The organism is Hyphomicrobium denitrificans ATCC 51888 (assembly GCF_000143145.1).
GTDB lineage: Bacteria > Pseudomonadota > Alphaproteobacteria > Rhizobiales > Hyphomicrobiaceae > Hyphomicrobium_B > Hyphomicrobium_B denitrificans.
In genome coordinates, this window is sequence record NC_014313.1 from 3,092,158 (window position 1) to 3,109,863 (window position 17,706).

The 17,706-nt window shown below is 62.0% G+C and carries 28 protein-coding genes, 1 tRNA gene and 1 pseudogene; 8 read left to right on the forward strand and 22 right to left on the reverse strand.

All coding sequences use genetic code 11. The annotated features are described in order from the left end of the window. Window positions 1–2 precede the first annotated feature (2 nt). The 4 genes from HDEN_RS14875 to HDEN_RS14890 are packed head-to-tail and all read right to left on the reverse strand — an operon-like array spanning window position 3 to window position 3,515. Window positions 3–1,754, reverse strand: a complete 1,752-nt coding sequence (locus HDEN_RS14875; RefSeq protein WP_013216964.1) for an SNF2-related protein — start codon at window positions 1,752–1,754, stop codon at window positions 3–5. Continuing rightward, entirely contained in the window at window positions 1,751–2,551 is an 801-nt protein-coding gene (locus HDEN_RS14880; protein WP_013216965.1) for a DUF2786 domain-containing protein, read from the reverse strand. Before HDEN_RS14880 ends, HDEN_RS14875 begins: the two co-directional genes overlap by 4 nt. After that, on the reverse strand, window positions 2,548–2,904 hold the full coding sequence (locus tag HDEN_RS14885; protein ID WP_013216966.1) for a hypothetical protein: 357 nt from the start codon (window positions 2,902–2,904) through the stop codon (window positions 2,548–2,550). Before HDEN_RS14885 ends, HDEN_RS14880 begins: the two co-directional genes overlap by 4 nt. After that, window positions 2,901–3,515 carry an MT-A70 family methyltransferase gene (locus tag HDEN_RS14890; protein WP_013216967.1) on the reverse strand — a complete coding sequence of 205 codons (615 nt, stop codon included), beginning with the start codon at window positions 3,513–3,515 and terminating at the stop codon, window positions 2,901–2,903. Before HDEN_RS14890 ends, HDEN_RS14885 begins: the two co-directional genes overlap by 4 nt. Window positions 3,516–3,637: 122 nt before the next feature. Here HDEN_RS14890 and HDEN_RS14895 point away from each other — a divergent pair, with 122 nt between their 5' ends. After that, window positions 3,638–3,874: a hypothetical protein gene (locus tag HDEN_RS14895; RefSeq protein WP_041921688.1), complete on the forward strand. Its 237-nt coding sequence runs from the start codon at window positions 3,638–3,640 to the stop codon at window positions 3,872–3,874. A 2-nt stretch (window positions 3,875–3,876) separates the two neighbouring features. On the opposite strand, the gene HDEN_RS14900 is transcribed toward HDEN_RS14895, so the two are convergent. From HDEN_RS14900 to HDEN_RS18220, 11 genes are all read right to left on the reverse strand, one after another. Further along, entirely contained in the window at window positions 3,877–5,523 is a 1,647-nt protein-coding gene (locus HDEN_RS14900) for a DNA cytosine methyltransferase (protein ID WP_013216969.1), read from the reverse strand. Further along, window positions 5,520–5,726: a hypothetical protein gene (locus HDEN_RS14905; RefSeq protein WP_013216970.1), complete on the reverse strand. Its 207-nt coding sequence runs from the start codon at window positions 5,724–5,726 to the stop codon at window positions 5,520–5,522. Before HDEN_RS14905 ends, HDEN_RS14900 begins: the two co-directional genes overlap by 4 nt. Beyond that, window positions 5,723–5,944 (reverse strand): hypothetical protein, encoded by a 222-nt coding sequence (locus HDEN_RS14910; RefSeq protein WP_013216971.1) that lies wholly within the window; start codon window positions 5,942–5,944, stop codon window positions 5,723–5,725. The genes HDEN_RS14905 and HDEN_RS14910 overlap by 4 nt, the downstream gene beginning before the upstream one ends. A 3-nt stretch (window positions 5,945–5,947) precedes the next feature. Continuing rightward, on the reverse strand, window positions 5,948–6,226 hold the full coding sequence (locus HDEN_RS14915; protein WP_013216972.1) for a hypothetical protein: 279 nt from the start codon (window positions 6,224–6,226) through the stop codon (window positions 5,948–5,950). Continuing rightward, a complete protein-coding gene (locus tag HDEN_RS18400; protein WP_013216973.1) occupies window positions 6,223–6,387 on the reverse strand; it encodes a hypothetical protein in 165 nt (54 codons plus the stop codon). Before HDEN_RS18400 ends, HDEN_RS14915 begins: the two co-directional genes overlap by 4 nt. Further along, window positions 6,384–6,641 (reverse strand): hypothetical protein, encoded by a 258-nt coding sequence (locus HDEN_RS14920; protein WP_013216974.1) that lies wholly within the window; start codon window positions 6,639–6,641, stop codon window positions 6,384–6,386. The genes HDEN_RS18400 and HDEN_RS14920 overlap by 4 nt, the downstream gene beginning before the upstream one ends. Further along, a complete protein-coding gene (locus HDEN_RS14925; protein WP_013216975.1) occupies window positions 6,638–6,925 on the reverse strand; it encodes a hypothetical protein in 288 nt (95 codons plus the stop codon). Before HDEN_RS14925 ends, HDEN_RS14920 begins: the two co-directional genes overlap by 4 nt. After that, window positions 6,922–7,320 (reverse strand): hypothetical protein, encoded by a 399-nt coding sequence (locus tag HDEN_RS14930; protein WP_013216976.1) that lies wholly within the window; start codon window positions 7,318–7,320, stop codon window positions 6,922–6,924. Before HDEN_RS14930 ends, HDEN_RS14925 begins: the two co-directional genes overlap by 4 nt. After that, on the reverse strand, window positions 7,317–8,111 hold the full coding sequence (locus HDEN_RS14935) for a DnaA N-terminal domain-containing protein (RefSeq protein ID WP_013216977.1): 795 nt from the start codon (window positions 8,109–8,111) through the stop codon (window positions 7,317–7,319). Before HDEN_RS14935 ends, HDEN_RS14930 begins: the two co-directional genes overlap by 4 nt. Window positions 8,112–8,303: 192 nt before the next feature. Further along, window positions 8,304–9,098: a hypothetical protein gene (locus HDEN_RS14940; protein ID WP_013216978.1), complete on the reverse strand. Its 795-nt coding sequence runs from the start codon at window positions 9,096–9,098 to the stop codon at window positions 8,304–8,306. A 90-nt stretch (window positions 9,099–9,188) separates the two neighbouring features. Further along, the gene (locus tag HDEN_RS18220; RefSeq protein ID WP_150103277.1) at window positions 9,189–9,455 is read right to left on the reverse strand and encodes a hypothetical protein; all 267 of its coding nucleotides are present in this window, start codon (window positions 9,453–9,455) and stop codon (window positions 9,189–9,191) included. A gap of 101 nt (window positions 9,456–9,556) precedes the next feature. Between HDEN_RS18220 and HDEN_RS14945 the strand changes: the two genes are divergently transcribed. Then, entirely contained in the window at window positions 9,557–10,171 is a 615-nt protein-coding gene (locus HDEN_RS14945) for a helix-turn-helix domain-containing protein (protein ID WP_013216980.1), read from the forward strand. Here the strand turns inward: HDEN_RS14945 and HDEN_RS17825 are convergent. Then, window positions 10,164–10,790, reverse strand: coding sequence for a 3'-5' exonuclease (locus HDEN_RS17825; protein WP_049775334.1), 627 nt, complete (start codon window positions 10,788–10,790; stop codon window positions 10,164–10,166). The genes HDEN_RS14945 and HDEN_RS17825 overlap by 8 nt on opposite strands. Window positions 10,791–10,917: 127 nt before the next feature. On the opposite strand from HDEN_RS17825, the gene HDEN_RS14955 reads away from it, so the two are divergent. The 5 genes and pseudogenes from HDEN_RS14955 to HDEN_RS18650 all read left to right on the forward strand — a co-directional run. After that, complete coding sequence (locus HDEN_RS14955; RefSeq protein ID WP_013216982.1) at window positions 10,918–11,211, forward strand: hypothetical protein; 294 nt, start codon at window positions 10,918–10,920, stop codon at window positions 11,209–11,211. Continuing rightward, the gene (locus HDEN_RS14960; RefSeq protein WP_013216983.1) at window positions 11,208–11,585 is read left to right on the forward strand and encodes a hypothetical protein; all 378 of its coding nucleotides are present in this window, start codon (window positions 11,208–11,210) and stop codon (window positions 11,583–11,585) included. The genes HDEN_RS14955 and HDEN_RS14960 overlap by 4 nt, the downstream gene beginning before the upstream one ends. Further along, window positions 11,582–11,821, forward strand: coding sequence for a hypothetical protein (locus tag HDEN_RS14965; protein ID WP_013216984.1), 240 nt, complete (start codon window positions 11,582–11,584; stop codon window positions 11,819–11,821). Before HDEN_RS14960 ends, HDEN_RS14965 begins: the two co-directional genes overlap by 4 nt. Further along, window positions 11,818–12,516, forward strand: a complete 699-nt coding sequence (locus HDEN_RS14970; RefSeq protein WP_013216985.1) for an outer membrane protein — start codon at window positions 11,818–11,820, stop codon at window positions 12,514–12,516. The genes HDEN_RS14965 and HDEN_RS14970 overlap by 4 nt, the downstream gene beginning before the upstream one ends. 164 nt (window positions 12,517–12,680) lie before the next feature. Next, window positions 12,681–13,721 (forward strand): annotated as a pseudogene (locus HDEN_RS18650) (recombinase family protein); the annotation flags it as partial. An 18-nt stretch (window positions 13,722–13,739) separates the two neighbouring features. Here HDEN_RS18650 and HDEN_RS18510 read toward each other — a convergent pair. Both HDEN_RS18510 and HDEN_RS14985 read right to left on the reverse strand, forming a co-directional pair. Then, complete coding sequence (locus HDEN_RS18510; protein WP_041921692.1) at window positions 13,740–14,096, reverse strand: hypothetical protein; 357 nt, start codon at window positions 14,094–14,096, stop codon at window positions 13,740–13,742. A gap of 175 nt (window positions 14,097–14,271) precedes the next feature. Further along, window positions 14,272–14,348: transfer RNA gene (locus HDEN_RS14985), tRNA-Met, on the reverse strand. 568 nt (window positions 14,349–14,916) lie between these two features. Here HDEN_RS14985 and HDEN_RS14995 point away from each other — a divergent pair. Continuing rightward, the gene (locus HDEN_RS14995; protein ID WP_013216987.1) at window positions 14,917–15,174 is read left to right on the forward strand and encodes a hypothetical protein; all 258 of its coding nucleotides are present in this window, start codon (window positions 14,917–14,919) and stop codon (window positions 15,172–15,174) included. A 79-nt stretch (window positions 15,175–15,253) separates the two neighbouring features. Here HDEN_RS14995 and HDEN_RS18405 read toward each other — a convergent pair whose 3' ends face one another. The 4 genes from HDEN_RS18405 to HDEN_RS15010 all read right to left on the reverse strand — a co-directional run bounded on the left by HDEN_RS18405 (window position 15,254) and on the right by HDEN_RS15010 (window position 17,202). Continuing rightward, on the reverse strand, window positions 15,254–15,427 hold the full coding sequence (locus HDEN_RS18405) for a hypothetical protein (protein ID WP_169305497.1): 174 nt from the start codon (window positions 15,425–15,427) through the stop codon (window positions 15,254–15,256). Window positions 15,428–15,555: 128 nt separating this feature from the next. After that, window positions 15,556–15,705: a hypothetical protein gene (locus tag HDEN_RS18410; protein WP_013216989.1), complete on the reverse strand. Its 150-nt coding sequence runs from the start codon at window positions 15,703–15,705 to the stop codon at window positions 15,556–15,558. Between the two features lie 42 nt (window positions 15,706–15,747). Beyond that, window positions 15,748–16,431 (reverse strand): ParA family protein, encoded by a 684-nt coding sequence (locus HDEN_RS15005; RefSeq protein ID WP_013216990.1) that lies wholly within the window; start codon window positions 16,429–16,431, stop codon window positions 15,748–15,750. Between the two features lie 225 nt (window positions 16,432–16,656). Further along, complete coding sequence (locus HDEN_RS15010) at window positions 16,657–17,202, reverse strand: hypothetical protein (protein ID WP_013216991.1); 546 nt, start codon at window positions 17,200–17,202, stop codon at window positions 16,657–16,659. Between the last annotated feature and the right edge of the window lie 504 nt (window positions 17,203–17,706).

Below are 17,706 nucleotides of genomic sequence, written 5' to 3' on the forward strand. Positions count from 1 at the left end.
TTTCAAAACATGCTGGCTTGCTGGTCTTCGGGTACGCATACGGGTTCGGGTTTCGCTGGCGGTGCCGCGAGATGGCTCTTGCCTTGCAGGTAAAGCTCCGCAAGCTGACGGATGCGCGTGCCGTCAGAGTTCTGCTCTTTCGGTTCCGAAAGCGGATCGACGATGCCGGCGGCCTGCGAATTCTTCAGGCCGATGACGCCCATGACGGCGGGATCACTGCCGCCGTCGGCAACGAGGTAGATCGCGTCGACCTGATGCTCTTGTCCCGGCCGATCGAGGCGCGCAACGCACTGCTCGTGCACCTTGCCCGACCAATCGAGTTCGCCGAAGACGATCGTGCGGCAGCGCTGTTGCAGTCCATCAAGCCCAGCGCCCGAACGTAGCGACATGATCAGCAGGTTCGATGCGCCATCCATGAACATTTGGACGGCTTTGGCCTTCTGGCGCGGGCTTTCCGAGCCGGTGTAGAGCACCGGATTGAACTCGCTAAGCTCGTCCATCCAAATGTCGTAGACGTCGCGATGCCAGCCACAGAGCAGCACCGGCTGCTTCGCTTCGAGCAGGAAGCGGACGAACGCGGCGACGTGCTTCGCCTTCGCGACGCCGGTGTCGTGCCGCATCATCATGTCGAATTCGCGCGCCGCTTGCCCGCGCTCAGTGAACGAACCGGAGATCACCTGCCGGGCAAGCTGCGCCATCTGCGCCGCGCGGTCCTCGAGCGGCTTCTCGTCATACGAAATCGTGTGAATGATCGTGTTGGCGAACTTGCGCTCGTGTCCGACGTCGGTGCGCGTCCGGCGAAGCGCCAGGTGCGACTCGCGGAGGAATGTTCCCAGCGCCTCGGTATCTTTGACGAGCCACTTGCCGCCCGGACCGGGCTTGCACCACTCGCGAATGAAGTCCCACCAATCGCCGAGGCAGCCTTCCTCGAGAAAATCGCAGATGCGCCAGATTTCCTCGCCGTAATTGTAGATCGGCGTGCCCGAGAGACCGAGCACGAGTTGAGCCAGGCGCGCGAAGGCCTGCGCGGCCGCACCTTTCGCCGTCGTCGATCCGGAGCGTAGCTCTTGAATTTCGTCGAACACGACGGACTTGAAGCCGGCGGTCTCGGCGTAGTCGATCCAACCCGCCAGCTTCGAATATGGGCAGATGACGACGTCGACGGGCGGCAGCTGATACGGCGTCGTCCGCTTGACGATGTGCGTGCGAAGCTCGGTGAACTCGCCGATCTTCTCAGCCCACTGCCCAGGCAGGTGCGTTTGCGGAACGACGAGCGCGGGCAGATAGTCCGGCGCGACAATCGCGGCGATCGCCGACACCGTCTTGCCCAGGCCCATCTCGTCCATCAGCAGCAGGCGGCCGGTGCGGCGCACGAGTTCGGCCGCCTGCACCTGATAGCTGTATGGCCGCATGTTGCCGCGGAAGCCGACCGACGCCGGCGGCATCCAGTTCGGAGCGAGGATGGCGCCAAGCTCAGTCTGCTGCGTTTCGAACAGCATCTTTCGCCCGCCCATGCGTTCGGCATCGTCTGCGGAGATCCGCAGCGGATAGCGATCCATGAACCATTTCAGGTCGGCGTCGAGTTGCGGACCGCCGGTCAGCACGAACGGCGGTTTCGCCGTCTTGTTGATGCGCGCGAAGACCTGTTTCAGACGGATCGCGACGTGCGGCTCGATCGACGTGATGGCCCAGCCTTTGCCGTTCCACTCGATGGCGCCGTAGGTACGGTTGTGCGCGAGCAGGGGGGCGGTCATGCCTTTCCCCCAATCATGCGTGTGCCTGCAGTCGACGCGGCAATACCGAGATGAATGTTAGCTTTCGATCCGGCCTCTCCTCCGCGCGCAAGCTCGTCCCCAATCACCAGAATGGGTTTCGCTTTTCGCGGGTCCTTCGCGTCCGGGCAAAGTTGACGCAACGCAATTGCGAGCGCGGTCGACGTTGAACGAGCAACGTCCTTACCTGTGGCAGCACTAACGTCACGATGCCTCGCGCTGGCCATGTCTGCGAGGCGTTCGCCCAGGCGTATTGCCATTCCAATCTTGAAGCTTTTCGCCGATTTGGAGATGCGCTTCTCGTAGACGGATCGAGCAACTATGGTTGCCCGACGGCCTTCGCGAGCCTCTGAAGCCAACGTCTCGTAGCGAGCGCGCATTGCAGCGCGTCTGGCCTTCCAAGCCGTGTCGATCAACGACACCAGCATTTCCCAGAGATATTCCGCGATTTCTATATTGTGCGCGGCGCCGACCACGATCAGGCGTTGCCAGCCGAACGCAATTTCGGTGTCCGTATAGGCCGCGATTCCACAAGCCGCGAACCGCGTCGGATGCGTTCGCGACAACGTCGGCGCAACACCGCGCATAGGCTTATCCTTGCGCTCAAAAGCACCGGCTTCTGGCGTAGCCGCTTCGGTCTCCGATATCTGATGTTTGGCCATCAGCTTCGAGATCATCCGAAGCGCGGTTTCGGCTTCTGCTTCAGTCGCACCTTTATCGACGGTCATCCGTCGAAGCGCCCTGATCTTGTCGATAATTTCTCGCTTTGCGGCCGTCATAACCAGGCCCTCGCCATGTCGACGACGACGATCGGTTTCTCGCGGATCATTGTCGGGCAGAGAGGGACCGGCTTCGACGTGATGAGGATGATTCCGGAAATCGAAGGCTCGGCCGTATAGCCTTTGATCTGCCGGACGATTGCCGAGGGCTGGCCCTTGATCTTGACCTCGATGCCGATGCTGTCATCGACTAGGAAATCGATGATGCCGCCGACGATCCGCTGCTCACGGCAGCAGCCGAAGCCGTGAGACCGCAGTCGTTGCTCGATTGCCGATTGCGTCGTTTTCTCGTCCTCGAGCGGAAAACGTCCGGCGCGCAGGCAAACGACGAGGCTGTGCATCAGAGGCGTCATGCCGACACCTCGCCGAGCTTTCCTGTTTCATCCCCCCACACGTCCCAGCCCTTTCGGTTCGTGCGGGAAAACAATTCGACGCGACGCGCGCCGGGCATCATCTGCTCAGCAGCGCGATAGGCTTCTTCCGGCTTTTGCGAATGTTCACGAACGCGCCCCATGACGACGGAACGCACGTTGCGCGCCGTCTCCGGATTGCCGCGCGTGCCGATCAGGAAAGGCTCGTGCGCGTTGCGAAGCACGTAGCCGGTCCCGAATGCGATCTTGTCGTTGACGGTCGTCTTGACCCAGACGCCGGACGTTTTGAATTCAAAGCCCCAGGCTTTCAGAACCCCGATCTGCTCGTCGAGCATCGGGGCCGTCGCCCACATCCAGAGCAGACAATCGTCCGCCGCGAGACCGGCGACCGGCAACGCGCGGATGTCGCCGATCGTCATCGTGCGATAATGCGCCTGCGCCGACTTCTCCTCGCCCTTCTCGGAGTAGAGTTCGAACCGCCACGGCGGATCGGCCATGATGAAGTCGTAGGCTCCGGCCGTCAGATGCGGCCAAGGCCAGTACCCGCGCATCTCGGCTTCGGAGAACAGCAGGGGTTCGACGTGGAGGGTCACTGAGCCACCTCCGCAATCGTACTGAGGAAGGGAAGGGCCGAGCGTTCGACGAACTGCGGTAAACCCGATAAGATGTATTTGCGCTCAGCTAGCGCGCTACCGAAATGCGAGGCGTCTAACCAATGGAATTCGAAACAGCGATCAAACTGAAATCTCTTGACGGCTTTCCTTCCGAGTTGCGAACGGTCGGCGACGCGCGGACTTTCTTCGAGGCCCACGTGAAGACGCTGCCCGCCACCCAAGATAGCCTCGCTTGGCGCACGGCCGGCTCTGCGATCGAAAATTCTCGCGACCCATGGCATATCCGCAGAGCGGTTGCGCATGCGTTGGCCGACGCTGGTTGGATTGAAGGCGAGTAACATCATGCTGCGACCCTCCCGCCTTCACGCACGACCTGGTTCCCGAAGTTCGCAGCAATGATTGCGCGCGCGAGCGGCGGGCAGACGGAGTTGCCGCAAAGCCGGATCTGGTCCGTCTTCGAAATCGGCGTGCCGTCCGGCAGCCGATCTATGACGTAGCTGTCGGGGAAGCCCTGAGCGCGGAACAACTCGCGCGGCGACAGCATCCGCATGCCGATGTCGACGATCTGGTAGTCGACGCCGGCGACGGTCACGAGGCCGAGACGGGCCTTTGCCGTTGCGGTGTGCATCGGCTCATCGCAGCCCTGATGCTGCCCGCCAGTGCCGTAATATTTCATCAGGAAGGCGCGCACCTCGGCAAGGTGCTGGCCCTGCGCCGTGACGGTCCCGAACGGCTGGCGCATGTCCTGGCCGTCTTTGCAGCTGCCGTACATCTTCGTAAGAAACGTCGAGACGAGCTGCTGATGGCTGCATTTTGCGGTGAGCGTCGAGACTGGCTCTTCGAGCGAATGACCGACCATGCCGCCGTTGTGCTGCGCCATGAACGCGGCGACGAGCCCGGCGCCGTTTGCCGTGGCGGTGACCGTCGGCATCGGCTGCTCGACGTCGCGGCAGCGCGGCTCCTGCGTCGCATGCTCGCCGTGGCGCGGCACGAAGAACGGCGCCACCAAGCCGATTGGTGGCGCCCCGCCCGGCCGCTTGATGAAGCTGTTTGCCGTGACTGAGCACATCGGATCATCGAGCGACTGTCCGGTGCTGTTCGCGCGGAATTTCGTAAGGAACGGCGCGACGAGCGCCTTCTCGCCGCGATGCGCGCCGGTCAGCGTCTTGAACGGTTCGTCGATGTCCTCGACGCGGCCGCCATGCGTCAGGTTGATGATGAACGGCCGCTCCGCATCGATGACATACCGCTGCACGCCGCGTGCGATACGCGCCATCGTCTTCTCGGCGAGCGGACGCCCACGTCCGAAGATCGAGGGGCAGGGCAACGACCAGTCGATGCATTCGGCGGCCGTCCGCCACGGCTTTCTCAGTCCGGCCCCGACCTCGAGCGAACCCGGCTTCGCGTGCGTCGGCTCCGGCCAGACGATCGGCAGTCCATCCCGGCGCGCGATCAGAAACAGGCGCTTGCGGATTGTCGGCGCGCCGTAGTCGCAGGCCTTGAGTTCGCGCCAGTCGACCTCGTACCCGGCCTGGCGCAAGCGTTCGACGAAAAGCCGGAAAGTCCGGCCTTTTCTTTCCGGACATGGCAGATTGTCCGGACCCAGAGGTCCCCAGTCCTGGAACTCTTCAACATTCTCAAGGATGATGAGCTGAGGCTTCACCGCGACGGCCCAGCGGATCACGACCCAAGCCAGTCCGCGAATTTTCTTCTCGACGGGCTTGCCGCCTTTGGCCTTCGAGAAATGCTTGCAGTCCGGTGAAAACCACGCCAGCGACACCGGCCGGCCCTTCGTCACCGCGCGCGGATCGACGGCCCAGACGTCCTCGACGTGGTGCTCGGTATGCGGATGATTGGTGGCGTGCAGGCCCAGCGCGATCGCGTCGTGATTGATCGCGATATCCGGCCCCTTCCAGCACGCCATTTCAACACCGAGCGACGCCCCGCCGCCGCCCGCGAAGTTATCGATGATCAGACCCGGTTTCATGCCTTCACGATCTCCACGACTGGGATGCGGTAGTTGCCGTCCGGGCCGTACGTCGGGATGTTGAGCGCGGCGCGGATGGCATCGAGCGGCACGTTCAGGTGCCGGGCGATCGAACGGTCCGACCAGCCGCGCGCCCGCAAGGCGCGGATCTGTTCGCCGATCGGCGGCTCGGTGCGGGGCGGCGCGAACCGTTCGCTGCTCATGCGCTCACCCGATGCGGAATGGGCAGATCGAGAACGACGGCGGTCGGCGCCGGCGCAGGTTCGAACGCCGAACCGTTCGGACCGCACGGACCGTCCGGCTGGCGCAGCGGCTGCGCGAGACGCGGACGATGCGTCAGCGGATCATGAAACCGTCCGCACGTTGCCGGACTGAAGGCTGCGAGATGCGCGCACGCGGCGCAGGAATTGCGGTCGGTCATCCGTCAGTCCTCCCGGTACGTCAGGAGCAGCGGCGCTGGACCGACCGGGATTTCCCGACGGCGCGATGCACCCCGCTTCGGTTTCGCTTCCGATGAAGGGCGCGCCGCTGCCACCTGCGCGCGGCGGATTTCCTCGAGGTCCTGCAGCATCGATCCGAGACGGAAGGGATCACGCACCTCGATTTCGATTTTGATGACCGAGCACGACCCGGATTTTGATGTCGCCGAAAAACTCTTGAGACGGGCTTGGTCGCCGTCCCAATAGATCGAACGGAATGTCATCGCGAAGCCCTCCCGATGCGATCGGTGAGCATGGCGACGACGAGGCAGAACACCGCGAAGGCAAGCCGCGTCACGGCAAGATCACGATCGGTGTCGATGACGGCGCGAAGCGCGGTCAATGCCGCCAGCGCGCAAAGGATCACGACGCGAGTCTGGATCATTTCCAGTCCTCCGCCGGATATTGTTTTTCCCAGCCTCGCGTCACAAGATCGCCGATCGCCGTCGGAACGACCTGGTTTGCGATCCCGAGATCCAGAGCGAGGTCCGCGAGCATGCCGCCAAAGTTCAGGGCAAGGAGAGCGAGCGCCGTGTGTGGATCGGCGTCGATCTCTCTAATTTTGGACAGCCATGCCGGTCTCGCCTGGGCGAGCACATCGTCCGTCGCATCCTGAATGGCATCGGTTGCGGTTATCATTGCAGCGTCACCCCTTCGTCTTCGGGGCAACGCATCAAGGCGATCTGCTCGGCCATCGTATCACCGATGACGCCCCCGACCTGCTCGGCATCGATCACAGCGGCGACGCCCAGCTCGAGAGCGAGACCAGCCATCATGTGGCCGACGAACATCGCCAGCGCTGCCATCGCCAGCTTCGGGTCCTTACCGCTCACGTTGTCGCGCCACTCGTCGATGGGTTTCAGAAAGGCCGCTGCCGTTGCGAGGCGCAGTGCATTCCAGTCCTTGTCGCTGACGTCGGTCACGCCTTGGCCCTCCCTTGTTTGGCGGCGTCGAGTTGCTGCTCGGCCCAGCCGCGTACGCGTTTGGCCGCGTCGTGCGCGTGCTCGGTCATTTTCAGCTTCGCGATGCGCTTCAGATCGCCGACGAGGATCTGCAGCTTCAGCTCGTCGTCGGGTGTGAGCGCCGCGCCTTCCGGAGTTTTCGTTGCGCCTTCCGACTCGCGTTCCGCGAGCCGGCCGGAAGGCGCGGCGACGGGCTCAGGCAGCAACCGCGCCATGCGCACGCGGAGCGGTGCTTCGAGGTCGAGGTCCAGCGCCGAGCGCACGGCGTTTTCGACCAGGTCGAGGACGGTGTTGAGCGGATCGTCCGCTTCGGTGGGCAACGCCCGGTTCTGCGATGTGGCGGCGGGGCTGCTCATGCCGCGATGCCTTTCCTGCTGAGCCAGACGAACTCGACGCGGGCGATGTCGGCGCCGTACTCAGCGCGGCAGGCGTCGAGGATCACGCGCTCGTAGTGCGAGCGCAGCCAGTCGCGTTTGAATTTGAGATTGGTTTCGGCAACGGCCGTCGCGGCGTCGAACTGCCGGAAGATCACATCGGCGAACCAGGATCGGAAAACCTCTGCGCCAAGCTTGGCGAGCAGCCGATCGCGAACGCCCTTCCCTTCCAAATCAAATTTAAAATCTTCACTTGGCGCGCCCGCGCGCGCCTCTTCACTACCTACGGTTAAAGTACGGTTATATGTAACGGACACCTTATTGTCCGCTGACACCGGACATGCAGGGAGTCCGGAAGGGCTACCGGACATTTTGTCCGGAAGGGGTGCGCGAGATTTCGCGCTCGGAGCGCCGTTGGATTTCGCCTTGTGCGCACGTTTCGAGACGCCGTAATTTGCGAAATACCAGCGCTTGAAACCGACGAGACGCAACGCGTCCGGAAGACGGCCGCCAGCTTCCGGATACCGCTTCTTGCGCAAAATGATTGGCGGGCACCGTGTCCCGTCGGCGGTCTCACGGCTGGCCAAATTCTCGAGCTGGCGGCGAACGGTTTTCTCGTTGACGCGCGTTTCGTACGCCAGCTGCTCAATGCCGATCCGACAGGTGTAGTCGTCGTTCAGCGTGTTTTCGCCGATGACATAGATCAGCAGGCGCGCCTTTTCGAACTCGCCAAGATCGAGCGATTTCACATAGGCGATGGCCTCGACAGACACGTGCAGGAACCCCCGTTTTCGACACAAGTGATCTCGTGCGGAAAAGCGCATGCTTTTCCGCCGTCAGTTTCAAACGCTGCTGGAACTCAACCCCCGAGAAACACGCTCACCGGCGATACGCGCGCGGTGAAGACGGCGGCAGCGGCCCCCACGGCGCTGCCGCCGCTACGCAAAACATACGCACCCTCACACTCACGCGGCTTTCGGCAGTGACGCCGGGCCGAAACCCTGATCAGGACGGTCGTGGACTCGACCGTCCGCGTTGGAAAGACTCCGCTTTTTGCCACTGACCGCAGCCGTCCGCCCGCGAGGCGCGACGCTCCCGGACTCGGGGCGACCCTCGCCCGGCCAATCCCGGACTCGTGCGGCCGGAACCAGTTCTGCGGGCAAAATTCGGACGACGACCGGCCGCTGTGGCGGATCTAGCCCGCGGTCCGCGTACCAATAGCCCATGCGACGACGAAAGCGTTCCCATTGCGCGCCGCCGATGCGCGGGCGATCGTGATAGACCCCGGGCAGCAGGTAGAGGAATTCGCGCAGCCCCTTGAGTTCGACAGGGAAGAGGTTCTCTTCCTTGCAGAAGTAGAGATAGTTCAGGTCCAGCTCGCCGACCCACAAGTAGTCCGTGCCGCCGTTGGCGCGCATCCATGCCGCAAATCTTTCGGCGGCCACGGCAGGGTGCAGCACCTTCGCGCCGCTGGTGTCGAACTGAGGTGCGCGCGTCGCGACCGACACGGCCACTGGCGGCGCCTCCTGTTGAGGAGGCGGCAAGGATGTGCGGGCCACGGGCTGAACCCCTACGGCGGCTTTGGACACCGGTCCGTCATCAATGAGTGCTGGAGGCCTTGCGAGCCGTGCCAGATGGCCCTCTCTGAGTAATCGAATGCGACGTGCGATACGGGGCGAGGCCCACGTTCCAACAACGCCCAGGAACCACGCCGCGGCTGCGGCGAGGATCACGGGCGTCGATGTCAGCGCGTCGTACATCAGGTTTCCTTTTGCCTCCCAGCGCCGCCGCCCGGGAGATAGCAGACGGCGGCAACTGGCAGACGGACGATGAAAGCTACGCAACAAACACTACGAACCGGCGGCTGATCGCCGGATGTCTGATGCGGCTTGCGAAGGGCGGCGCCCGGCATGGGCAACACCGGCTTCGAAGCCATCCATGAATTTTTCGACCTTCTCGAGGGTGCTGCGGCGGAACTCCCGCTCGGTGCCACGCAAGTCCGCGATGAACGCTCGATCATTCGCCGCCATCTCGCCAAATCGTGACGCCGCGATGCCGGTTCGGGTGAGAAAGGTTTCCACCCTGTGGAGAAATTGTTCGTCAGCGGTTCGGTTCATGGGGACAACACATCATAGGATTCTTCCTGCGTGTCAATACATAGAATCATAGGATATCTTAGTATCGCAATCTAAGACCGCTATCGGCATGGTCCGCAGTTATGGACCGGATTCGCAAGAACTTAGCCGATGGGCTGAAGCAGAAAGACATGTCGATGGCGGAGCTTTCCCGTCGCCTGGGACGCAACGATGCCTATGTTCAACAGTTCATCAGCGGGAAGCAGCAATCGATCCCTTATGAGGAGCGAATTTTGGCCGCAGAGATCCTAGATATGAGCCCGGACCTGCTCGATGCAGCACATCAAATGGCGGCACGGGCACAGCCGACCGAGTTCCGAGAAGATGCGACGCTGTATGTCCCGAAGCCGGGCCACTTCCTGTCGACAATGCCGAAGCACTATTTGTCATTGAAGCAGGAATCGACCTCGCTCGACCAGCATCCGGAGCGTATCCGGAAGGGCGACGTGATGATCTTTGACCTGAACGCCAGCGACCCAGCGAAAATTCCGCCGTTGACGATCGTGGCCGTGCAACTGTGCAGCCGCAAGGAACTCACCAAGTCTCTCGGCACGGCAACGCTGGTCTTCATCCCGCCGAATAAATTGATCACCAACAGCAGCGAGTTCAACGAGATCATTTCAATGGACGACGAGACGCTGCCTTATGTGCCGGTGATCCGTGGAAGCTTCGTCTCAGTGATCCGAGAGATCAACTGACGGCGACTTTTTTCCGTACGAGTTCGCGATAATTCATAGGATCGCAGTGCGGTCGATATTGCTGGTCGGGCAATCGAATACCGTTTTGAGCGAGATAGAGCATCATTGCGAGCCACGCATCTTCGAGGGCGCCGTGGCGCCCCGATTGGCGTTGGATACCCAATCTATCAATTGATGCGTCGAGACTCGCCGAACCGCCGCCGCGCGCTCGTTCAGCTTGCATCGTGCAGTGCCAGGATTTGCCGCGAAGCGACCGCCCAGCACCGGCGAACTCGGACTCGACGAACGGCCGGTCGAAATCGGTATTGTGGGATACGATCAAGTCAGCCGAACCGAAGGCCGGGAAAAGCATGTCGGCGCACGATGCGAACGTATCCTGCTGAGCCAGGATCCGGTCTGAATACCCGTGTACGCGCCGCGCGCCAGCGGCGCTGGCCTGTTGTGGATTGAAAATAAAGTACCCGAATTTGCCGCGACAGAACCCTGCCTGCAGGGCACTGGCATCGGTGTCGAAAAATCCGATGCTGATGACGCGATCATGATCTTCCGACGCCGCTGACGGCCGCCTAAGGCCGGTGGTTTCGGTATCGACAAAAAGAATGCGCTGCAACGACCCCATGTAGGACGTCCCCCAAGCCTGAGAATGGACGGTGATTCCCGCGCTCAGCAAGTAGGGGATATCCTGCGCCTTGACGAATCGTAGGATTTATCCTATGACGCCTCCTATCGCATAGGGCGGGGCCACGATGCAGCAGAACAATCACATCCCGGACTTCGGCCAAGAGCTGAAGCCCACGAGCAACATCCTCACGCTCACGCTGAATAGCCTGCGGACCTACGTCGGCACCGCATCGCCGGCGGCGCTCGCGGGGCTCTGCGGCTTCGTCATCCATCACGCCACCGAAACGCTGCGCCGTGCCGGCCAGGCCGACGACGCGCGCCGCATCCTGCTCGGCGAGGTCGCCGACCTCGATATGACGCGGCGGCTGTCGCGGCCTGCGAGCACGCCGTTGCTCGTCGTCGACGGAGGCAAGCAGTGACTTCCCGCGACACCAGCGCCGACGCCTTCGAAGACTTCATGCGTGATCCGCGCCGTGGCGACGACGATTACAACGGCGGCGTCGCACGGCGAGACTGCCCGCACCCACCGAGCACGTCAGCCGCCGAGCTGTGGCTTCAGGAATGGGACGCGGCAGCGGAGAAAGCCGCTTGGGTTCTTCGGCAGAATGAAGCCGGCCATCTGCGTCAGTATTCGGTCGCGCGCGAGCTGCTGCTGGATATCGGCCGCTTTCTCCGTGGCCTGCGCGGATCGAAGGCCATTGCGCCACAACGCAATCTGCACCGCGACCTCGAAGGGCGCCTGCAGAACCTGCTCAACGTCATGCCGCAGGTTCCGGAGACCCGCGAGCCATGATGGAAACATCAGCCATCACGATCTTTGCCGCCGTGCTGCTGCTCGCGCACGTGCTCGGCGCCATCGTGGTCATCATCTTACGGCGGCGGAGTAATCCGTGCCGGTCAGCGCGGAGGAGTCGGGCCTTGCCGCTCCTCCGCGCGTTGGATTTCGACGTCAACGACGCCGCCCTACGCACCGGCGGCGCAGTAGCCCCGCGTTTCCAGCCAACATTTTCCCGAAAGGACTTTCAATGAGCAGGTCTTTGCTTGCCATGACGTTTGCGCTTGCCGCCGCGACGCCCGTGCTCGCCGGCGAGCCATCCTGGACCGGCCCCTATATCGGCGCCCATGTCGGCGGCGCTTGGGGCAACGCGTCGACAACCGACGACCCCAGGGACTGGGGAAACGATCCGAAATTCATCGGGCCGTTCGACCAGAACCCGGTGGGCGTGATTGCCGGTCTCACCGCGGGCTACAACGTGCAGCTCAGCAACATCGTGCTCGGCGTCGAGGGCGACATCGGATACCTCGGGCTCGACAGCGCACTCGACACGCCATCGTCGCAATCCGGGAACCATCAATCGATCGTTCTCGACAGCGGCATCTACGGTGCTGTCACGGCGCGCGCGGGATTCCTCGCAACGCCGTCCACGCTCGTTTACGGCAAGGGCGGCTTCGCCTTCTACAACGGCGACGCAACGCAATCGACGACAGCCGATGGCTACGTCTTCCACGGCACCGGCACGTTCACCGGCTGGGTCGCGGGCGGGGGCATCGAGCAGCGCTTGACCGACAATCTGTCGATCAAGGTCGAATACCTGCACTTCGATTTCGGTTCGCAGGCGGGCGATCAGACCAGCATCAGCGATCCGCCGGTCGGCCACGTCTACGGCAACAGCACGCGCATCGACGCCGACACCGTGAAAGCAGGCCTCAACTACCATTTCTGATAGCCGTCCCCGCTGCGACTGGGCGGTTCAGGTGTGTGCGTGCCTGACCGCCATTTTCTCTCGGAATTCCCGATGATCGACGCAGATCCCATGCTGCTGACCTACAAATACGGTCGCCCTGCCGCCGAAATCATCCTTGACCTTGCTCGCGCTCTTGCGCGGCAATGCGCAGAGTCCGATCATGCGGCAGAAATCAGGGGGGGTGTCGCGTGCGCGTCGCAATCTACAGTCGATATAGTTCCGACCTCCAAGATCCGCGCTCGATCGCGGACCAGATAGCCGCCGCCCGGGATCACGCCCAGCGCCAAGGCTGGACCGTCTGCGCAGAATTTCAGGACGCGGCGATATCCGGATCGACAACGCACAACCGACCCGGGCTCGCAGAGCTTATGCGCGCCGCTGGCGCCGGCCGGTTCGATGCCGTTCTAACGGAATCGCTCGACCGGCTTTCCCGCGACCTCGAGGACATTGCCGGCATTCACAAGCGCCTCGAATACGCCGGCGTTAAAATCATCACGCTTGCCGATGGCACCGTGGGCAAGATGCACGTCGGTCTCAAAGGCATGATTGCCAGTATGTTTCTCGATGACCTGGCGCTGAAGACGCGACGCGGCCAGGTCGGGCGCGTGAAAGCCGGCCGCATCCCTGGCGGAAAGTCGTATGGCTACGACCTCGTCCCTTCGCTCGACGAGCGCGGGCAGCGAACAATCAACGAGGCCGAAGCCGCAATCGTGCAGCGAATTTTTGAGGAGTACGTTCGGGGTCGGAAGCCGATCGATATCGTCTCGGACCTGAACCGTGAGCGCGCGCCGTCGCCGCGTGGCGGTCCTTGGAACGTCTCGACAATCATCGGCAGTCGCAAGCGGGCGAACGGCCTGATCAATAACCAGCTCTACATCGGCAAGATCGTCTACAACCGGCAGCGCTTCGTGAAGGACCCGGCAACGGGCAAGCGTCAGGCCCGACCGAATTCTCCGGACCAATGGATTGTAAACGATGCGCTGGATCTTCGTATCGTGTCGGATGCACTCTTTGCAGAGGCTGCGGCCCGACGGGACGAGAAGGGCGGAGCCAAGCCAACGCATCACCGGCGCCCAAAGCACCTGCTGTCCGGCCTTGTCCGATGCGGCAGTTGCGGCGCCTCCATGATCGTCATTCACCGCGACTATCTCGGGTGCTCGGCGTCACGAAACCGAGGCACGTGCGACAACCGCAGGACGATCTCAACGCACGAAATCGAGAGCCGTATCCTCGATGTCCTGCGCAAGTACTTGCTGGCGCCGGAAGTCGTGGCTGCGGCCGTCGACGCATACCGGGAACACCGGACCAAGCTGGCGAAGGAAACCGAGCGGACGAAACGAGACGTCCAGCGCGACTTGGCTGCAGTCGAGCGTAAGATTGCGGGCGTGATCGCGATGGTTGAGGCTGGCGGCGACCCAAGGACGCTGGCCGCGAGGCTGAATGAGTTCGTGGCAGAGAAGGACGCCCTCGAGCAGCGCCTGCCGAGCAAGGCGGCCGATGTCATTGCCCTGCACCCCAATGCGGCGAAGTTCTACGCCGACACCGTTGCCCAAATCCATGAAGCACTGGCCAAGGGCGATGCTGCGGGTCTCAAGGCCGTAGCCCTGGTCCGTGAACTCGTGAACGAGGTCGTCGCAATCCCGACACCCGGCCGGGACCCTATGAAACTTGAGCTTGTCGGCAACCTAGCGGCGCTGCTCATGGAACCGAGCGCGAACCAAAGTCCGATATCGATGGTTGCGGGGGCTGGATTTGAACCAACGACCTTCAGGTTATGAGCCTGACGAGCTACCGGGCTGCTCCACCCCGCGTCACCAATCGGCGTGCTGATCGAGCGACGCCATCCGGATAAGTAAGGCCGCTCGTTTCGGAGCGGCCCAGACGGGGGCTATAGCACAAAAAATCCGGGTGGGAACCCCTTGTGACGGTTTTTCTGCAATGGACCGATCGGCGCAGTGCATCGCCGGTGGGCCGCGCTGCCGTTGCTCGGCCGTACGCGGCGCGGGCTCGCCTTCCAAAGCGTCATGCAACACCGGAATCGTAACGCAAAGTGCCGCGATCTGGTCTGGCCGCGTCGGTTGATAAGCGCGTTGTCTCACGCGCCGCGAAACTGATGCAGGCCATCTCTCACAGCGTCGGCGCCGGAATTCCGGGCTTCGCGTCGCCTGAACATTTTCACAGCCGCCGCGTTCCATTTAATGAGACTTTTTTCGTCATCCGACGTTGCGAACTTGCGGCGCGAGTCCGGACGGTAACACTTGAAGCGACAACCCACAGCAATTCGCGCTGCCCCCCTCGAACGCCGCCTACGGGCATGCCAACATTTCGAAAGTTAGAGTCTTCAAGCGCCCGCAGCTATCGCTTCGAGAGGTTCGCGAGATGACCAATTTGGTACTGCTGAATTCCCAGCGCTCAAAGAAAGACGAGCAGGAACGGGCCGACCTCGTGAACGGCCTCAAAGAGCTCCTTGCAAAAGCCGAACTCGGCGAACTCAAAGCCGTTTGCTACGCTTCCATCGCAACAGACAATGAGAGCATCACGCTCGGAATTTTGAAGGGCGGCTCCACGGGGCTGCACGAGATGGTCGGAGCTTCGCAAATTCTCGCGGATGCGCTGTTAGAGTCGGCGAGGAACTAAGGCTCTCTTCGCCCAGCGGCTACTGAGGCCACATTCAACAGCGTACGACTGTTGATGAGTAGACGGACTGCGAGCCCGATCATTTTGCGCCGAGCGACTGCCGGATCGTTTCAAGCGCCGTTCTTGACGCTTGCAGATGACCACGGGTTCGCTCCGAGTAATTCTTCATCCGCTCGGCGAACGACAATTCCTGCTTCGAGCGAATATCCTTCGACAGGCGAAAATCGACCCAGATGACATTGTCTTCAGACATGACGTGCTTCCGGCTATTGGCGTCCGTTAATCCGAGCCGGATCGTCATACGTCGCGATCCTGGCCGGATCGAGATGTGCAAGCCTCGTGCCTGTTAACTGTCTGAAATTTCCGTCGCGAGTTCGAAGGTCAGTGGGTTACCCGGACGGCGGCGTCGTAAATCTGTTCGCCGAGAAGGTAGGCGCCGAGCCAAGCAAGGCCGGCCGCCAAGATTAAAAAGATTGCCCACTTCGCGAAGCGTTGGTTTCCGGACGTCGAGGCGCGATCTTCCTGAGGCATGGCATCCCTTCCATCAAGCCTTGCAATACAAGTCGCCGAACGTCAGGCGACGCTGCCGTTGCCTTCCCGTTTTTGAAACGTGTTCGATCCCTGCAGCTGGCTCATCACTTTTTCGAGCAGGCTTTCCATCAGCGTGCGCGCGCGGCGATTCAATGTCTGGTCGCTCGTCTCCGTAATCGATTGACCTAGATTGTGCGCGCTACGATAGCCGGATCGCTCCGGTATCGATCCGACCAACGCTTCGTAACCTGCGGTCTCGATATATTTTCGAGCCGCATGCTCCTCACGCTGCTCGAGGAGGCGGCAGAGCGCAACCACGAGACGCTCTTTCGGAATTCCCATCTGTTCCAGTTCGTAAAGAAGCAGGACGGTCGGATACAAATCATCCGTGCTCGCTCCCGTTGGCAGGATGACGACCTGCGACGACCGCGCGATCTCGAGCGTTACCGGACTTGCGTGTCCGGGCGTGTCGACGATGATGAGATCGAAGCCCTTGATGTTCGCCAGGACATCTTCAAATGTCGTGTAGGCTTCCGCTTCGACGGGATATCCGTTCCCGCGCGCGGAGCGCGTCCTGGCCCAGCGCACCGACGTCTGCTGATTTACATCGAGATCGGCAAGCTTCACTTTCAGTTTGCCGCGTGCCGCGATGGCGGCGAACGCCCGGGCGAGGGTACTTTTTCCCACACCGCCTTTCTGACCCACAAACGATACGACGACCGGCATTGCCTTCCTCTCCCCTACCGCCGGCTTAGGACTAGGCGGACCCCTCGTTATGGCTTGAGCTTAGCACGCGGGCGGGCGCTCGCGACGGCCTTGTACGAGCCGAACGAGAAAAGTCCCGGCCATAGTTTACCGAGATCGCACGACGGCCTGCCCGACCCTTCTCCTCCGGTTCAGACTAAGACTGTCTCAAATTTGCACGGCGTCACGGGCGATTCGACAGGGCGCTCAGTGCCAGAATGCGGGGTTTGTCAGCATTCCGATGACGCCCGTTTGCCAGCCGAGTTTCGCGCCTGGGACCGGGTCTGGCGTCAGATCCCGCGGCCGCGCATCGACGGATAAGCCTCGCGCGGAGCGTGCAACGGACTTCGCAACCCGGGATTTCGATGCGTTCGATTTCGCCGCCTTTGCACGCGTGCTTTTCGGCTTGCTGGAAGCCGAGGGCGGCCGCGCTCGTAGCACCGCGACGCGCGCCGATATTTGCGCGTCCGCTCGGGGATCGTCTGCGATGGACGGAGCGGGAGCCGAGTTCTCGCGATCGGCTGCGACACTCGCTGGTGAAGACGCCTGATCGTCGGAAAATTTGGCGCTGAGCGCTTCGGCAGCTTTGCGAGTCTCGTCCGCCGCGAGCTTGGTGTTGGCGATGCCGGCGCGAGCCTTCTCCGGCATGAATTGCGGCAGGGGCGCGTTGTCCTGCCGAACCTGTTCAGAACCGACCGCCGGCATGCTGAAAACGCCGACAGCGAAGAGAACTTCCAGAGCAAAAATACGCATGGAACACTGCCCTTCTCCCCAGGAGATTTCACCTAAGAAGCAAGGCGGCAGCGTGGCCGAATTATCCGTATCGTGATGATTTCGCGCGTGCTCAAACGCGTCGGATCAACCGGCGTGCGCGCTCGGGAGAAGACACGGTCGAGCCTTGCGCAGCGCCGCGCTCACCCAGGTAAGCGTCGGCTGAGGCAAGGGCTTCAGAAATTTCGGAAGAGATGAAGCACCGGCGCTGAAGTTCAGTTTCAGCGCTTTTCAGCGCGTCGCGCAACTGCCTGACCAGCGGCTGAAGCGCTGTATCGGACGACCCATTTACCCACGCCACTCCCGTCTCCTATTCCTAGCACTGCACACCGCGCCGACTTTCGCGCCGCGCCACAATCAAACGGAAATCATGGGCAACGTATGGCTCGGCGCGCGCGAGAGACAAAAAATTTTGCGTGCGCGGGATGGACGCATCTTTCGTTGTTATCGGTCCGATCAAAAGAACAGCGAGACTAACGGCTTAGC

What these genes read in the sequence shown, in the direction of transcription:
- HDEN_RS14945 (WP_013216980.1), top strand. Translation starts at nt 9,557, where the DNA reads ATGGACCGGATTCGCAAGAACTTAGCCGATGGGCTGAAGCAGAAAGAC.
- HDEN_RS14955 (WP_013216982.1), top strand. Translation starts at nt 10,918, where the DNA reads ATGCAGCAGAACAATCACATCCCGGACTTCGGCCAAGAGCTGAAGCCC.
- HDEN_RS18410 (WP_013216989.1), bottom strand. Translation starts at nt 15,705, where the DNA reads ATGCCTCAGGAAGATCGCGCCTCGACGTCCGGAAACCAACGCTTCGCG.
- HDEN_RS14965 (WP_013216984.1), top strand. Translation starts at nt 11,582, where the DNA reads ATGATGGAAACATCAGCCATCACGATCTTTGCCGCCGTGCTGCTGCTC.
- HDEN_RS15005 (WP_013216990.1), bottom strand. Translation starts at nt 16,431, where the DNA reads ATGCCGGTCGTCGTATCGTTTGTGGGTCAGAAAGGCGGTGTGGGAAAA.
- HDEN_RS14915 (WP_013216972.1), bottom strand. Translation starts at nt 6,226, where the DNA reads ATGACATTCCGTTCGATCTATTGGGACGGCGACCAAGCCCGTCTCAAG.
- HDEN_RS14995 (WP_013216987.1), top strand. Translation starts at nt 14,917, where the DNA reads ATGACCAATTTGGTACTGCTGAATTCCCAGCGCTCAAAGAAAGACGAG.
- HDEN_RS14880 (WP_013216965.1), bottom strand. Translation starts at nt 2,551, where the DNA reads ATGACGGCCGCAAAGCGAGAAATTATCGACAAGATCAGGGCGCTTCGA.
- HDEN_RS15010 (WP_013216991.1), bottom strand. Translation starts at nt 17,202, where the DNA reads ATGCGTATTTTTGCTCTGGAAGTTCTCTTCGCTGTCGGCGTTTTCAGC.
- HDEN_RS18405 (WP_169305497.1), bottom strand. Translation starts at nt 15,427, where the DNA reads ATGTCTGAAGACAATGTCATCTGGGTCGATTTTCGCCTGTCGAAGGAT.
- HDEN_RS18510 (WP_041921692.1), bottom strand. Translation starts at nt 14,096, where the DNA reads ATGGATTTGGGCAACGGTGTCGGCGTAGAACTTCGCCGCATTGGGGTG.
- HDEN_RS14900 (WP_013216969.1), bottom strand. Translation starts at nt 5,523, where the DNA reads ATGAAACCGGGTCTGATCATCGATAACTTCGCGGGCGGCGGCGGGGCG.
- HDEN_RS14920 (WP_013216974.1), bottom strand. Translation starts at nt 6,641, where the DNA reads ATGATAACCGCAACCGATGCCATTCAGGATGCGACGGACGATGTGCTC.
- HDEN_RS14970 (WP_013216985.1), top strand. Translation starts at nt 11,818, where the DNA reads ATGAGCAGGTCTTTGCTTGCCATGACGTTTGCGCTTGCCGCCGCGACG.
- HDEN_RS14930 (WP_013216976.1), bottom strand. Translation starts at nt 7,320, where the DNA reads ATGAGCAGCCCCGCCGCCACATCGCAGAACCGGGCGTTGCCCACCGAA.
- HDEN_RS14885 (WP_013216966.1), bottom strand. Translation starts at nt 2,904, where the DNA reads ATGACGCCTCTGATGCACAGCCTCGTCGTTTGCCTGCGCGCCGGACGT.
- HDEN_RS14875 (WP_013216964.1), bottom strand. Translation starts at nt 1,754, where the DNA reads ATGACCGCCCCCCTGCTCGCGCACAACCGTACCTACGGCGCCATCGAG.
- HDEN_RS14895 (WP_041921688.1), top strand. Translation starts at nt 3,638, where the DNA reads ATGGAATTCGAAACAGCGATCAAACTGAAATCTCTTGACGGCTTTCCT.
- HDEN_RS18220 (WP_150103277.1), bottom strand. Translation starts at nt 9,455, where the DNA reads ATGAACCGAACCGCTGACGAACAATTTCTCCACAGGGTGGAAACCTTT.
- HDEN_RS14905 (WP_013216970.1), bottom strand. Translation starts at nt 5,726, where the DNA reads ATGAGCAGCGAACGGTTCGCGCCGCCCCGCACCGAGCCGCCGATCGGC.
- HDEN_RS18400 (WP_013216973.1), bottom strand. Translation starts at nt 6,387, where the DNA reads ATGATCCAGACTCGCGTCGTGATCCTTTGCGCGCTGGCGGCATTGACC.
- HDEN_RS17825 (WP_049775334.1), bottom strand. Translation starts at nt 10,790, where the DNA reads ATGGGGTCGTTGCAGCGCATTCTTTTTGTCGATACCGAAACCACCGGC.
- HDEN_RS14910 (WP_013216971.1), bottom strand. Translation starts at nt 5,944, where the DNA reads ATGACCGACCGCAATTCCTGCGCCGCGTGCGCGCATCTCGCAGCCTTC.
- HDEN_RS14940 (WP_013216978.1), bottom strand. Translation starts at nt 9,098, where the DNA reads ATGTACGACGCGCTGACATCGACGCCCGTGATCCTCGCCGCAGCCGCG.